The organism is Streptomyces sp. NPDC057136 (assembly GCF_042670885.1).
Lineage (GTDB): Bacteria > Actinomycetota > Actinomycetes > Streptomycetales > Streptomycetaceae > Streptomyces.
The window spans coordinates 151916-164333 of record NZ_JBHUUV010000006.1; the positions used below are offsets into that span (position 1 = coordinate 151916).

At 71.1% G+C, this 12418-nt stretch carries 10 protein-coding genes; 2 read left to right on the forward strand and 8 right to left on the reverse strand.

Going from position 1 to position 12418, the window contains the following annotated elements; translation table 11 throughout:
• Positions 1–12 precede the first annotated feature (12 nt).
• The 6 genes from ACFT7S_RS10395 to iolC all read right to left on the reverse strand — a co-directional run bounded on the left by ACFT7S_RS10395 (position 13) and on the right by iolC (position 7392).
• Positions 13–1047 (reverse strand): aminoglycoside phosphotransferase family protein, encoded by a 1035-nt coding sequence (locus tag ACFT7S_RS10395; protein WP_382729479.1) that lies wholly within the window; start codon positions 1045–1047, stop codon positions 13–15.
• 89 nt (positions 1048–1136) lie between these two features.
• Entirely contained in the window at positions 1137–2639 is a 1503-nt protein-coding gene (gene mmsA, locus ACFT7S_RS10400) for a CoA-acylating methylmalonate-semialdehyde dehydrogenase (RefSeq protein WP_382729481.1), read from the reverse strand.
• Between the two features lie 14 nt (positions 2640–2653).
• Entirely contained in the window at positions 2654–4555 is a 1902-nt protein-coding gene (iolD, locus tag ACFT7S_RS10405; protein WP_382729483.1) for a 3D-(3,5/4)-trihydroxycyclohexane-1,2-dione acylhydrolase (decyclizing), read from the reverse strand.
• Entirely contained in the window at positions 4552–5442 is an 891-nt protein-coding gene (iolB, locus tag ACFT7S_RS10410) for a 5-deoxy-glucuronate isomerase (RefSeq protein ID WP_382729709.1), read from the reverse strand. The genes iolD and iolB overlap by 4 nt, the downstream gene beginning before the upstream one ends.
• A 34-nt stretch (positions 5443–5476) precedes the next feature.
• A complete protein-coding gene (locus ACFT7S_RS10415; protein WP_382729485.1) occupies positions 5477–6364 on the reverse strand; it encodes a deoxyribose-phosphate aldolase in 888 nt (295 codons plus the stop codon).
• Complete coding sequence (iolC, locus tag ACFT7S_RS10420) at positions 6361–7392, reverse strand: 5-dehydro-2-deoxygluconokinase (protein ID WP_382729487.1); 1032 nt, start codon at positions 7390–7392, stop codon at positions 6361–6363. Before iolC ends, ACFT7S_RS10415 begins: the two co-directional genes overlap by 4 nt.
• 142 nt (positions 7393–7534) lie before the next feature.
• Here iolC and ACFT7S_RS10425 point away from each other — a divergent pair, with 142 nt between their 5' ends.
• Positions 7535–8488 carry a sugar phosphate isomerase/epimerase family protein gene (locus ACFT7S_RS10425; RefSeq protein WP_382729489.1) on the forward strand — a complete coding sequence of 318 codons (954 nt, stop codon included), beginning with the start codon at positions 7535–7537 and terminating at the stop codon, positions 8486–8488.
• A 196-nt stretch (positions 8489–8684) separates the two neighbouring features.
• Positions 8685–8882 (forward strand): helix-turn-helix transcriptional regulator, encoded by a 198-nt coding sequence (locus tag ACFT7S_RS10430; protein ID WP_382729491.1) that lies wholly within the window; start codon positions 8685–8687, stop codon positions 8880–8882.
• An 83-nt stretch (positions 8883–8965) separates the two neighbouring features.
• Here the strand turns inward: ACFT7S_RS10430 and ACFT7S_RS10435 are convergent, their stop codons facing one another.
• A complete protein-coding gene (locus tag ACFT7S_RS10435) occupies positions 8966–10024 on the reverse strand; it encodes a zinc-dependent alcohol dehydrogenase family protein (RefSeq protein WP_382729493.1) in 1059 nt (352 codons plus the stop codon).
• Between the two features lie 63 nt (positions 10025–10087).
• Complete coding sequence (locus ACFT7S_RS10440) at positions 10088–12418, reverse strand: MMPL family transporter (protein ID WP_382729495.1); 2331 nt, start codon at positions 12416–12418, stop codon at positions 10088–10090.

A 12418-nucleotide genomic window follows, 5' to 3' on the forward strand; every position in this document is an offset into this window, starting at 1 on the left:
CCACCAGGTTTTCTACGGGCGCTTCGAGGGCACGGGCGACAGCCTCGGCCAGCGTGTCCGTATGCGGTGGCGCAGGTCCGTGGCGAGGGTGCTCAGACCGCCGAGTTCCGGGTGGCCCGTGGTCAGTTCGGCGACTAAGCGCAGGCGATGGACGAGGCGGCCCCGGGCGGTCGTGGTGCCCCACTTCCAGTCCTGGTCCGGGATGCGGGCCAGGTGGTCGGTGGTGCCGCGGTGGGCCCGCTGGACCAGGGCGTCGCCGCGGATCAGCCAGCCCGCGCAGGCGTCGGTGAGGCCCGTGTCGTCGAGTTCGGTACCGGTCGCGGTGTGCCAGGCCGTGCGGTAGGCGGTGGTGGCCCGGTCCAGCAGCGGTTCGGCCGCGGCAGTGACGCACCAGCAGGTCGGGAAGCCGATGCGCAGGTAGGCGAGTTCCATCAGGCCGTTGCCCAGCGAGGCCTGTTCGAAGTCGATGAACCTGATGCCGTCGGTGGTATGCAGATCGTTGCCGGGGCACGGGTCCCCGTGGAGCAGGGCGTTCCCCGGTGCATGGGCGAGCCGGTGGACGAGGGCGTCCAGCTCTGCGGCCACGCCCGGTGCCACCGGGGCCCCGAGGGTTTCGGCCAGGGTGAGGAAGGAGGTGACGTCGGCCTCCGTCGGGCCCTGCCAGCGGGGAAGGGCCCCCGTGTCGCCGGGTTCCACGGTGGCGTGCAGCCGGGCCAGGGCCGCCGCGTAGTCGACGATCCAGTCGGCGGCCGGACGCCGGTCGTCCACGTGTTCCAGGACCAGCACCCGTTCCTCGGGGTCGGTGCCCAGCAGCGCGGGCACCACGGGGCTCGCGGCGCGGGCGGCGATCCGCAGCGCGGCCACCTCACGCCCGTACCGTTCCTCGGCACCGGGCCCTTCGACGAGCTGTTTCAGCACCGCCGTCCGCCCGTCCAGCTCGATGCGCCAGACCCGCGAACGCGGGCTGCTCTCCAGGCTGCGGGGGCTCTTGGGCGCGCCCAGCTCGGCCCGCAGTGCTTCCCCGAACGGCAGTCGTGAACCCCTCATCCGGCCAGCATTTCATCCCGGACTGCCGAGGACCACGAAGCCCCCGCCCGCTGTGTGCGGGCGAGGGCTCAGGGGATCCGGTCTACGGATCAGTGGTTGCGGGGGAAGCCCAGGTCCACGCCCGACGGGGCGTCCGCCGGGTCGGGCCAGCGGGTCGTGACGACCTTGCCGCGGGTGTAGAAGTGCACGCCGTCGTTGCCGTAGATGTGGTGGTCGCCGAAGAGCGAGTCCTTCCAGCCACCGAAGGAGTGGTAGCCCACCGGCACCGGGATCGGGACGTTGACGCCGACCATGCCGCACTCGATCTCCAGCTGGAAGCGGCGGGCGGCGCCGCCGTCGCGGGTGAAGATCGCGGTGCCGTTGCCGAACGGCGAGGCGTTCATGAGGGCGACGCCCTCGTCGTACGTGTCGACGCGCAGGACGCACAGGACCGGGCCGAAGATCTCGTCCTTGTAGGCGTCGGAGTCCGTCGACACGTTGTCGAGCAGGGACAGGCCGATCCAGTGGCCGTCCTCGAAGCCCTCGACCGTGTGACCGGTGCCGTCGAGGACGACGTCGGCGCCCTGGGCGGCCGCGCCCGTGACGTAGGAGGCGACCTTGTCGCGGTGGGCGGCGGTGATCAGCGGGCCCATCTCGGAGGCGGGGTCGTTGCCGGGGCCGATCTTGATCTTCTCGGCCCGCTCCTTGATCTTGGCGACGAGCTCGTCCGCGATGGAGCTGACGGCGACGACGGCGGAGATCGCCATGCAGCGCTCACCGGCGGAGCCGTACGCCGCCGAGACCGCCGCGTCGGCCGCCGCGTCCAGGTCGGCGTCGGGCAGGACCAGCATGTGGTTCTTGGCGCCGCCGAGTGCCTGGACGCGCTTGCCGTTGGTGGAGGCGGTGGTGTGGATGTAGCGGGCGATCGGGGTGGAGCCCACGAAGGAGACCGCGGCGACGTCGGGGTGGTTGAGGAGTCCGTCGACGGCGACCTTGTCGCCGTGCAGGACGTTCAGCACGCCGTCCGGCAGGCCGGCCTCGGCGGCCAGCTCGGCCAGCAGGTTGGCGGCCGAGGGGTCCTTCTCGCTGGGCTTCAGGATGAAGGTGTTGCCGCAGGCGATGGCGAGCGGGAACATCCACATCGGCACCATGGCCGGGAAGTTGAACGGCGTGATGCCCGCGACGACACCGATCGACTGGCGGATGGAGGAGACGTCGACCCGGCTGGAGACCTGGGTGGACAGCTCGCCCTTGAGCTGGGTGGTGATGCCGCAGGCCAGCTCCACGATCTCCAGACCGCGGGCGACCTCGCCCAGCGCGTCGGAGTGCACCTTGCCGTGCTCGGCGGTGATCAGCGCGGCGATGTCGTCGCGGTGGGCGTCGAGCAGTGCGCGGTAGCGGAAGAGGACCGTGGTGCGGGCGGAGAGGGAGGACGTGCCCCACGTCTCGTACGCGGCCTTCGCGGCGGCGACCGCGGCGTCCACCTCGTCGATCGAGGCGAGCGCGACGTTGGTGGTGACGGCGCCGGTGGCGGGGTCGGTGACCGGACCGTAATTGCCCGACGTGCCCTCGACGCTCTTGCCGCCGATCCAGTGGTTGACGGTCTTCGTCATGACTACGTGCTCCTTCAGAGGTGGCGGCGTCGGGCTGCGACGTGGCGTTCGTACTCTTCCCTGGCCTTGACCGCCGACGGGCGGGTCGCGGTTTCGGCTACCGGAACATCCCACCACGCCTGCGCCGGAGGGGGGCCCGACACAGTGTCTGCCGTTTCGGTCTCGACGTAGACACAAGTAGGACGGTCCGCTGCGCGGGCGTCGGCGAGGGCTTCGCGCAGGTCAGTCACGGTCTCGGCGCGCAGGACCCGCATGCCGAGGGAGGCCGCGTTGGCCGCGAGATCGACGGGGAGCGGCGGCCCGCTGAAGGTGCCGTCGGCCGCCCGGTGGCGGTAGGCCGTACCGAAGCGCTCACCGCCGACGGACTCGGAGAGACCGCCGATCGAGGCGTAGCCGTGGTTCTGGAGGATGACGACCTTGATGGGCAGCCCCTCCTGCACGGCCGTAACGATTTCGGTGGGATTCATCAAGTATGTACCGTCGCCGACGAGTGCCCAGACGGGCCGGCCGGGAGCCGCGAGCTGGACTCCGATCGCTGCGGGGATCTCGTATCCCATGCAGGAGTAGCCGTACTCGACGTGGTACTGGTCGGCGGAGCGGGTCCGCCAGAGCTTGTGCAGGTCACCGGGGAGCGAACCGGCGGCATTGATCAGGATGTCGTCCTCGGTGACCAAGGTGTCGAGTACGCCGAGGACCTGGGCCTGGGTGGGGCGCGCCGACGGGTCCGCCGGGGCGTAGGCGGCCGTGACCCGCTCCTCCCACCGGGCCTTGGCCGCGCCGTAGCCGGCTTCGTACGCCGCGTCGACCCGGTAGGGGGCCGCGTCCAGACCGCTGTGCAGGTCTTCGAGCGCCGCGCGGGCGTCGGCGAGCACGGTGAGCGCGGAGAGTTTGTGCGCGTCGAAGGAGCCGATGTTGACGTTGAGGAAACGGGCCGAGGGGGCGAAGAGCGTCGACGACGCGGTGGTGAAGTCGCTGTAGCGCGTGCCGACGCCGATCACCAGGTCCGCTGCGCGGGCGAGCTCGTCGGCGGTCGCCGTCCCGGTGTGCCCGATGCCGCCGACGTCGCAGGGGTGGTCGTGGGGCAGTGATCCCTTGCCGGCCTGGGTGGAGGCGACGGGGATGCCGGTCGCCTCCGCGTAGGCGCGCAGCGCCGCCTGGGCGCCGCTGTGGCGGACGCCGCCGCCCGCGACGATGAGCGGACGGGCGCTGTTCCTGATCGCCTCGGCCGCCGCGGTCAGTTCGCGGTCCTCGGGGCGGGGCCTGCGGATGTGCCAGATCCGCTCCCGGAAGAACTCCTCCGGCCAGTCGAACGCCTCCGCCTGGACGTCCTGCGGCAGCGCCAGTGTGACGGCGCCGGTGGCCGCCGGGTCGGTGAGGACGCGCATCGCGGCGAGGGCGGCGGGGATCAGCGCTTCGGGGCGGCCGATCCGGTCGAAGTATCTGGAGACCGGCCGCAGACAGTCGTTGACCGAGACATCGCCCGCGTACGGCACTTCGAGCTGCTGGAGTACGGGATCGGCGGGCCGGGTCGCGAAGGTGTCGCCGGGGAGAAGGAGCACGGGCAGGTGGTTGACCGTGGCGAGGGCGGCGCCGGTGACGAGGTTGGTGGCGCCGGGGCCGATGGAGGTGGTGACGGCCTGCACGGAGAGCCGGCCGGACTGGCGTGCGTACCCCACGGCCGCGTGCACCATGGCCTGTTCGTTGCGGCCCTGGAGGAAGGGCATCTCGTCCGGTCCGGATTCGATGAGCGCCTGGCCGATCCCGGCGACGTTGCCGTGGCCGAAAATGCCCCAGGTCGCGTTGATCAGACGGTGGCGGCGGCCGTCGCGCTCGGTGTACTGGCGGGCGAGGAAGGCGACGAGGGCCTGGGCGGTGGTCAGCCGCCGGGTGGCCGGTGCGGTGGGCGAGGGAGTCATCGGCCGGCCTCCGGACCGTAGAGGGGGAGCCGGGGGTCGACGGGCTGGTCCGGCCAGGTGTCGCGAATCCAGCTGTGGTCGGGGTGGTCGCGGATCAGCCACTCGCGCTGCTGCCCCGGCCCCGCCATCACGTTCAGGTAGTACAGGGTGCGGCCGGGCGGGGCGATGGACGGGCCGTGCCAGCCGTCGGGGATGAGGACGGCGTCGCCGGTACGGACTTCGGCGAGGACGTCCGTACCGCCGGCCCGGGACGGTGACACCCGGTGGTAGGCGAGGCCGTCCCCCTCCACCTCGAAGTAGTAGATCTCTTCGAGGACGGACTCGGCTCCGGGGTGGTGCTCGTCGTGCTTGTGCGGCGGGTACGAGGACCAGTTGCCCCCGGGGGTGAGGACCTCCACCGCGATGAGGCGGTCGCAGTCGAAGGTGTCGGCGGCGGCGAAGTTGTTGACCTGCCGGGAGCAGTTCCCGGTGCCGCGCAGCTCGACGGGTACCTCCGGCGCGGGACCGTAGCGAGCGGGGAGTAGTCGCTCGCACTTCGCTCCTGCCAGGGCGAAGCGGCCTCCTGCGCCGGAGGCGATCTGTGCGTGGGCGTCACGCGGTAGGTACGCAAAATCGCTCACCCCACTGAACACACTTTCCCTGCCCAGCAGTTCAAAGATCTCACCTGCCGTGTGCACCGTACAGCCACCCGTCAACGGCAGAATGATCCATTCGCTCTCCCCGGTTACCAGGGTGTGAACACCACCCGGCTCCAGTTCGAGCACGCGCAGACTCGACCGGTCCCATCCGGCCCGCTCCGGGTCGATGTCGAGGGCGTAGGCGTCGCTCCCCGCACTGCCGGCCGGGAGGTGGTGGCGGTGCTGCCGCTGGTCCTCGTACGTCGTCATCTCCATGCCCTTTCCATGCCCTTCCCCCGCCCTCCTAGAGCAGCGCCACGGCCGCGTCGACCGCCCCGGCCACATCGCCGTCGGCCGGATAGAGCAACGAACGGCCCACCACCAGCCCCTGCACGGACGGCAGTCGCAGCGCACCGCGCCACTTCTCGTACGCACCGTCGAGATCGCCGCCGACCTCGCCGCCGAGCAGCACGGCGGGCAGGGTGGAGGTCTCCATCACCTGGGCCATGTCGTCGGGATTCTCCGTGACGGGGACCTTGAGCCAGGTGTACGCGGAGGTGCCCGCCAGCCCCGAGGCGATGGCGATGGACAGGGTGACGGCGGCCGCGCCCAGGTCGTTGCGGAGCCGTTCGTCGACGCGACGGCAGAGGAACGGCTCGACGAAGACGGGCAGTTGGTGCGCAGCCATGTCGTCGATGGTGCGGGCGGTGGTGTGCAGGGTGTCGAGGGAGCCCGGGTCGTCGTAGTCGATGCGGAGGAGCAGCTTGCCCGCGTCGAAGCCGAGCCTGGCCAGATCGGTGGGGCGGTGACCGGTGAACCGGTCGTCCAGTTCGAAGGAGGCGCCCGCGAGTCCGCCGCGGTTCATGGAGCCGATGACGACCTTGCCCTCCAGGGCTCCGAGCAGCAGCAGGTCGTCGAGGATGTCGGCGGTGGCGAGGACCCCGTCGACACCCGGCCTGGAGAGGGCGAGACAGAGCCGTTCAAGGAGCTCGAAGCGGTTGGCCATGGCCAGTCCGCGGTCACCGACGGCGAGCGAGCCGCGGGCCGGATGGTCAGCGGCGATGATCATCAGTCGGCCGCCGGGCACGACGAGAGGCCGTCGGCGTCGCCGGGCGGCGGCCTCGGCGACGGCCTCCGGGTGGTGCACCCGCAGCCGGACGAGCTCGGAGGCGGAGGAGGCGGCGGGCGTCATGGGGTCGCTCCGGTCGTGATGACGGCGCCGTCGGCCAGGGCCTGTTCGACCTCGGCCGGATACGGCATCGCGGACGAGCAGGCCAGGCGGGAGGCGACGAGGGCGCCGGCCGCGTTCGCGTACCGCATGATGCGTTCGGTCGCCCATCCGGCGAGCAGCCCGTGACAGAGCGCCCCGCCGAACGCGTCCCCCGCGCCGAGTCCGTTGACGACCTCCACGGGCAGGGGCGGCACGTCGGCCGTGGTGCCGTCGCGGTGAACGGCCAGGACTCCCTTGGGTCCCTGCTTGACGACGGCCAGCTCGACTCCGGCCGCGAGCAGGGCGCGGGCCGCCGCGTACGGCTCGCGTTCCCCGGTGGCGATCTCGCACTCGTCGAGATTGCCGACGGCCACGGTGGCGTGGGCGAGCGCTTCCCGGTACCGCGCGGGTGCCACCGCGCTGTGGTCGCCGCCCTCCCAGAACATGGGCCGCCAGTCGAGATCGAAGACGGTGACACCGGCCGGCCCGTCCCCGGTCGTCCCGCCCCCGGCCGGTGCTTCGGTGCGGGCTTCGCTCCGGGCGCGGAGTGCGGCGAGGGTGGCGGTGCGGCTCGGTTCGGCGCAGAGTCCGGTGCCCGTCATCCAGAACACCCGGGCGGCACGGACCGCGTCCAGGTCAAGTTCCGCGCCGTGGATCTCCAGGTCGGGCGCCTTGGGCTGCCGGTAGAAGTAGAGGGGGAAGTCGTCCGGCGGGAAGATCTCGCAGAAGGTGACGGGGGTCGGATACTCCTCGACGGCCGCCACCCACCTGTCGTCCACCCCGAACTCCCGCAGCTGCCCCCGGAGATAGTCGCCGAAGGCATCACGGCCGGTCCGGGTGATCACGGCCGTGCGCCGGCCGAGGCGGGCCGCCGCCACGGCGACATTGGTCGGCGAACCGCCGAGGAACTTCCCGAAGGTCTCGACGCGAGCGAGCGGCACACCGGTCTGCAGGGGGTAGATGTCCACCCCGATCCGCCCCATGGTGATCACGTCGTACGGCTCAGGCATACGCATCCCTTCGCGCCGCGGTTCGACCGCGGCCGGACGGCTGGTCCCAGGTCTAGCCCTCCCCCGGAACCCTGTCAACATTTTGTCCGGACATTCGGACGAACTCTTGACACTCCTCGGCGAGGACCGGAGGGTGGGCGATATGACCTCCTCCGTGCCCTCTCCGGCCCGCATCCGTATCGGCTCGGCACCTGATTCGTGGGGGGTGTGGTTCCCCGACGATGAGCGGCAAGTGCCCTGGCAGCGCTTCCTCGACGAGGTCTCCGAGGCCGGTTACGAGTGGATCGAACTCGGGCCGTACGGCTATCTCCCCGTCGACCCGGCCCGGCTGACGGAGGAGACCCAACGCCGTGGACTCCAGGTATCGGCGGGCACCGTCTTCACCGGATTGCACCACGGCCCCGCCGTCTGGGACCGGACCTGGGCTCATGTCGCTGACATCGCGGCACTCACCCGGGCCATGGGCGCGGACCACCTGGTGGTCATCCCTTCGTTCTGGCGCGACGACAAGACCGGCAAGGTGCTGGAGGACCGCACGCTCACGGCTGCGCAGTGGCGCGATCTGACGGCCCAGACGGAGCGGCTCGGCCGCGAGGTCCAGGACCGGTACGGGCTGCGCATCGTCGTGCACCCGCACGCCGATACGCACATCGACAGTGAGGAGAACGTCAGCCGCTTCCTCGACGCCACCGACCCCGCCCTGGTCTCGCTCTGCCTGGACACCGGCCATTACGCGTACTGCGGCGGGGACAGCGTCAAGCTCATCGAGACCTACGGCGAGCGCATCGGCTATCTGCACCTCAAGCAGGTCGATCCCGAGATCCTCGCCGAGGTCGTCGCCAACGAGGTGCCGTTCGGCCCGGCCGTGGCCCGCGGAGTGATGTGCGAACCGCCGCACGGGGTCCCGCCACTGGAACCGGTCCTGGAGGCCGCCCGCGCCCTGGACATCGATATGTTCGCGATCGTCGAGCAGGACATGTACCCCTGCGCACCCGACAAGCCGTTCCCGATCGCCCGCCGCACCCGGGACTTCCTCCGCTCCTGCGGCACGCCCCAGAGCCCTCGCGGCCCTCGCATCCCGCGAAGTCCCCACTGACTTCGTTCTGTCACAGCTGTCACCCCCTTGTCACACTTGTCTCCGTTACGCGGGGCTTCCGTCACAGACGCCCGACATCCCTCCCCGCTCGTCACTCTGCATCGTTGACCGGACACAGGCCGAGTGATCGTCAGCGTTCATGCCGCACATCCCCCGACGGCTCCCGCCGCCGCTGCGGTACAGAGAGGTGTCACCTATGACGGACAGAAGTCTCTGGTCCTACAAGGACATTGCCGCGCACATCCGGGTGCAGCCCGACACCATCCGCTCATATCGCAAGCACGGTCTGCTGCCGCCTCCCGACCATGTGGAGAACGGCAAGCCCTACTGGTACGCGGAGACGGTCCGCGCCTGGGTCGCCTCCCGCCCCGGCAACCGCGGCCGACGCGACTGACGCGACCAGCACCACCGGCACCGCCAAACCCCCACTTCTCAGGCCCTGTACAGCGATCGGCTCCACCGATTCCGTGCAGGACCTCAGCTACGCCGTTTCCCTGACGGTTCGATGATCGTCACGCCCGCCCCGGGCGTCGCCCCCATCGCGGCGAGCGCGGCCGGTGCCGCGTCCAGCGGGATGGTGGAGGTCACCAGCAGATCCGGGCGCAGGGTGCCGGCCCGCACCATGTCCATCATCGGCCGGTAGTCGTGTGCGGCCATGCCGTGGCTGCCGAGGATTTCCAGCTCCAGACCGATCACCCGCGCCATGGGCACGACCGGGTCGCCGGTCGCGGACGGCAACAGGCCGACCTGTATATGACGGCCCTGCCGACGCAGGCTCCGTACCGAGGCGGCGCAGGTGGCCGGTGAGCCGAGCGCGTCGATCGACAGATGCGCACCGCCGCCGGTGAGTTCACGCACCGCTTCGTCCGCACCCTCGGGGTGCGCGGAGGCGTCCACGCACTCCACCGCACCGAAGGTCCGCGCCAGCTCCAGGGCGCGAGGCAAGACATCGACGGCCACGACTCTCGCCCCGCAGGCCACCGCGATCATCACGGCCGACAGGCCGACCCCGCCGCAGCCGTGGACGGCGACCCACTCCCCCGGCGCCACCCGCCCCTGGCCGACGACGGCCCGGAACGCCGTGGCGAACCGGCAACCGAGTCCGGCCGCCGTGGCGAACGACAGCCCCTCGGGCAGGCCGACCAGATTCACGTCCGCCTGCTCCAGGGCCACGTACTCGGCGAAGGAGCCCCAGTGCGTGAACCCGGGCTGGGTCTGCCGTTCACAGACCTGCTGGGCGCCGGCCGCACAGGCCTCGCACCGGCCGCAGGCGCAGACGAAGGGCACGGTCACCCGGTCGCCCCGCCGCCAGTTGACGACGCCGGCTCCCGCGGCTTCGACCACTCCGGCCAGTTCGTGCCCGGGTACGTGCGGGAGGATGATGTCCGGGTCGTGGCCCATCCAGCCGTGCCAGTCGCTGCGGCACAGTCCGGTGGCCTCGACCCGGACCACCACCCCCTGGGCGGAGGGAGCCGGATCGGGCACGTCCCGCAGCCGGGCCTCCTGCCCGAACTCCTCGAACACAACTGCCCGCATCGGTGCCGCCCTTCGCCTCGCCCGCCGCTCGGACGCCTCGCCCGCCGTTCGGAGGCGCCGAATCTACGCCCCGCTGCCGATCTTGTCCCGCTTCTCTCCGGACTCGGATATCCCGCCCGCCTCCGCTTCCGCCGCTGTCTCCAAGGAGGGCGCAGGCAGGCTCTCCCGGTCGGCCGGGGACGGGACACCGCCGGGAGGGGAGGTCGGCGCCGATTCGCCCTCGCTCACCCCGAATCGTCGGTGGAACGCCCGCAGCGGTGCCGGAGCCCACCAGGTGGCGCGGCCCATCAGCTTCATCACCGAGGGCACCAGCAGGCTGCGGACCACCATCGCGTCCATGAGCACAGCCAGCGCGATTCCCAGGCCCAGCATCTTGGTGTTGGTCACCCGTGAGGTGCCGATGGCAACCATCACCACAGCGAGGATCACCGCGGCTGCGGTGATCAGCCCGCCCGTGTGCCGCAGCCCGAACGTCACCGCGTGCTCATGGTCGCCGCTGCGGTCGTACTCCTCCTTGATGCGGGAGATCAGGAACACGCCGTAGTCCATGGAGAGCCCGAAGGCGACGCAGAACATCAGCACGGGCAGGGTCGTTTCGATGTCACCGGTGCTGGTGAAGGAGAGCAGCCCGGACAGATTCCCGTCCTGGAAGACCCAGACCACCGCACCGAACATCGCGGTCAGGCTCAGTGCGTTCAGCACGACCGCCTGGAGGGGGATCAGCACACTGCCGGTGAGCAGGAAGACCAACAGCAGGGTCACCACGACGATGATGCCCACCGCCCACGGCAGCCGGTCCGCGATGGCGTCCTTGGAGTCGACGAGGACGGCCGCCGTGCCGGTCACCGACGTGCCGAAGGGTGCGTGCACGGCCCGCAGCTCCCTGACGAGCTGCTGAGCCTCCTCTCCCACCATCTCCCCTTCCGGCAGCACGCTGAAGTACGCGTACGTACCGGAGGTGACCGGGCCGTCGACCCGCAGCACACCGGGGAGTTCGGCGATATCGCTGCGCAGCGCGGCGTACTGGGCGGGGGTCGCTCCCCCCGAGGCGAGCAGTTCGAGGCCGCCGCCTGGGCTGCCCGGGAAGCCCTCCCGAATGTGCTCCTGCACGACCCGGGACTCGGCTGTCGCGGGCAGCTGACGGTCGTCCGCCGTACCGAACTTCACTCCGAGGAACGGCAGGCCGAGCAGGACGAGCCCGGCCGTGGTGACTCCGGCGAAGAGGGGAGCCCTGCGCATCACCAGTGCCGCAAGCCGCCCCCATCCCTTCCCCGAACCTTCCGACCCTTCCAAGCCATGAGGCTCGACGGCCGGCTGCGGCTTCCGGGTGCCGCGGCGCAGCAGCCTGCGCAGGTCCAGGGAATTGACCCGCGGGCCGAGCAGCATCAGGGCGGCCGGCAGCAGGATCAGCGCGGCGGCCGCGGCCAGCAGCACGACGGCGATCCCCGCATAGGCGAAGGAGCGCAGGAAGTACTGCGGGAAGACCAGCATCGCCGCCAGTGACACGGCCACCGTCAGCGCGGAGAAGAGCACCGTGCGCCCCGCCGTACGCAGGGTGGCGCCCACCGCCGTCCGGGGGTCCGCACCCGAGGCCAGCTCCTCACGGAACCGGCGCACGATGAACAGGGCGTAGTCGATGGCGAGGCCGAGCCCCAGCGCCGTGGTGAGGTTCTGCGCGAAGACCGAGACGTCGGTGAACTCGGTGATGCCGCGCAGGACGGCATTGGTGCCGAGGATCGCCACGATCCCGACACCGAGGGGCAGCAGGGCGGCGATCGCACTGCCGAAGACCATGACCAGCAGCACCAGCGTCACCGGCAGGGCGATGAGCTCGGCCCGCAGCAGGTCCTCCTCGATGATTGTCTGCATCTCGTGCTGCACGGCGACGGGTCCGCCGACGGAGACCTCCACCGGGCCGTGCTCCCCCTGGAAGGCCGGGGCTGTCCGGTCGAGGATCTCGCCCGCGGTCTTCTCGTCGCCCTCGATCCGGGCGGCGATGATCGCTTCGTGCCCGTCCTCGGAGCGCAGCGCGGGGGTCTTGGCCTGCCAGTACGAACCGACGCCCGTGATCCCGTCCTCGGCGCCCAGCAGCTCGGTGAGCCGGGCGGCCTCGGCCGCCACCGCCGGATCGTCGACGGAGGCGCTGCCGCTGTCGATCAGCAGCAGCAGATTGGGCTGGGAGGCGGGGAACTCACGCTCCAGCACCTCGGTCGTATAGGCCGACTCGGCGTCGGGGGCCTCCCAGCCGCCGCTGCCCATACGGTCGGCCACCCCGCTGCCCGCGAACACGGCAAGAGCCGTGATCACGAGGGCGGCGAGCAGCGCGAATCGTGGTCGCGCGGTGACGAAGCGGGTCCAGCCGCCGACACGCGTCGGACTGTTGACTTCGGACAT

Bases quoted from the DNA above. Each gene is read 5' to 3' on its own strand.
- ACFT7S_RS10395 (WP_382729479.1), bottom strand. From the start codon at position 1,047: ATGAGGGGTTCACGACTGCCGTTCGGGGAAGCACTGCGGGCCGAGCTG.
- mmsA (WP_382729481.1), bottom strand. From the start codon at position 2,639: ATGACGAAGACCGTCAACCACTGGATCGGCGGCAAGAGCGTCGAGGGC.
- iolD (WP_382729483.1), bottom strand. From the start codon at position 4,555: ATGACTCCCTCGCCCACCGCACCGGCCACCCGGCGGCTGACCACCGCC.
- iolB (WP_382729709.1), bottom strand. From the start codon at position 5,442: ATGACGACGTACGAGGACCAGCGGCAGCACCGCCACCACCTCCCGGCC.
- ACFT7S_RS10415 (WP_382729485.1), bottom strand. From the start codon at position 6,364: ATGACGCCCGCCGCCTCCTCCGCCTCCGAGCTCGTCCGGCTGCGGGTG.
- iolC (WP_382729487.1), bottom strand. From the start codon at position 7,392: ATGCCTGAGCCGTACGACGTGATCACCATGGGGCGGATCGGGGTGGAC.
- ACFT7S_RS10425 (WP_382729489.1), top strand. From the start codon at position 7,535: ATGACCTCCTCCGTGCCCTCTCCGGCCCGCATCCGTATCGGCTCGGCA.
- ACFT7S_RS10430 (WP_382729491.1), top strand. From the start codon at position 8,685: ATGACGGACAGAAGTCTCTGGTCCTACAAGGACATTGCCGCGCACATC.
- ACFT7S_RS10435 (WP_382729493.1), bottom strand. From the start codon at position 10,024: ATGCGGGCAGTTGTGTTCGAGGAGTTCGGGCAGGAGGCCCGGCTGCGG.
- ACFT7S_RS10440 (WP_382729495.1), bottom strand. From the start codon at position 12,418: ATGTCCGAAGTCAACAGTCCGACGCGTGTCGGCGGCTGGACCCGCTTC.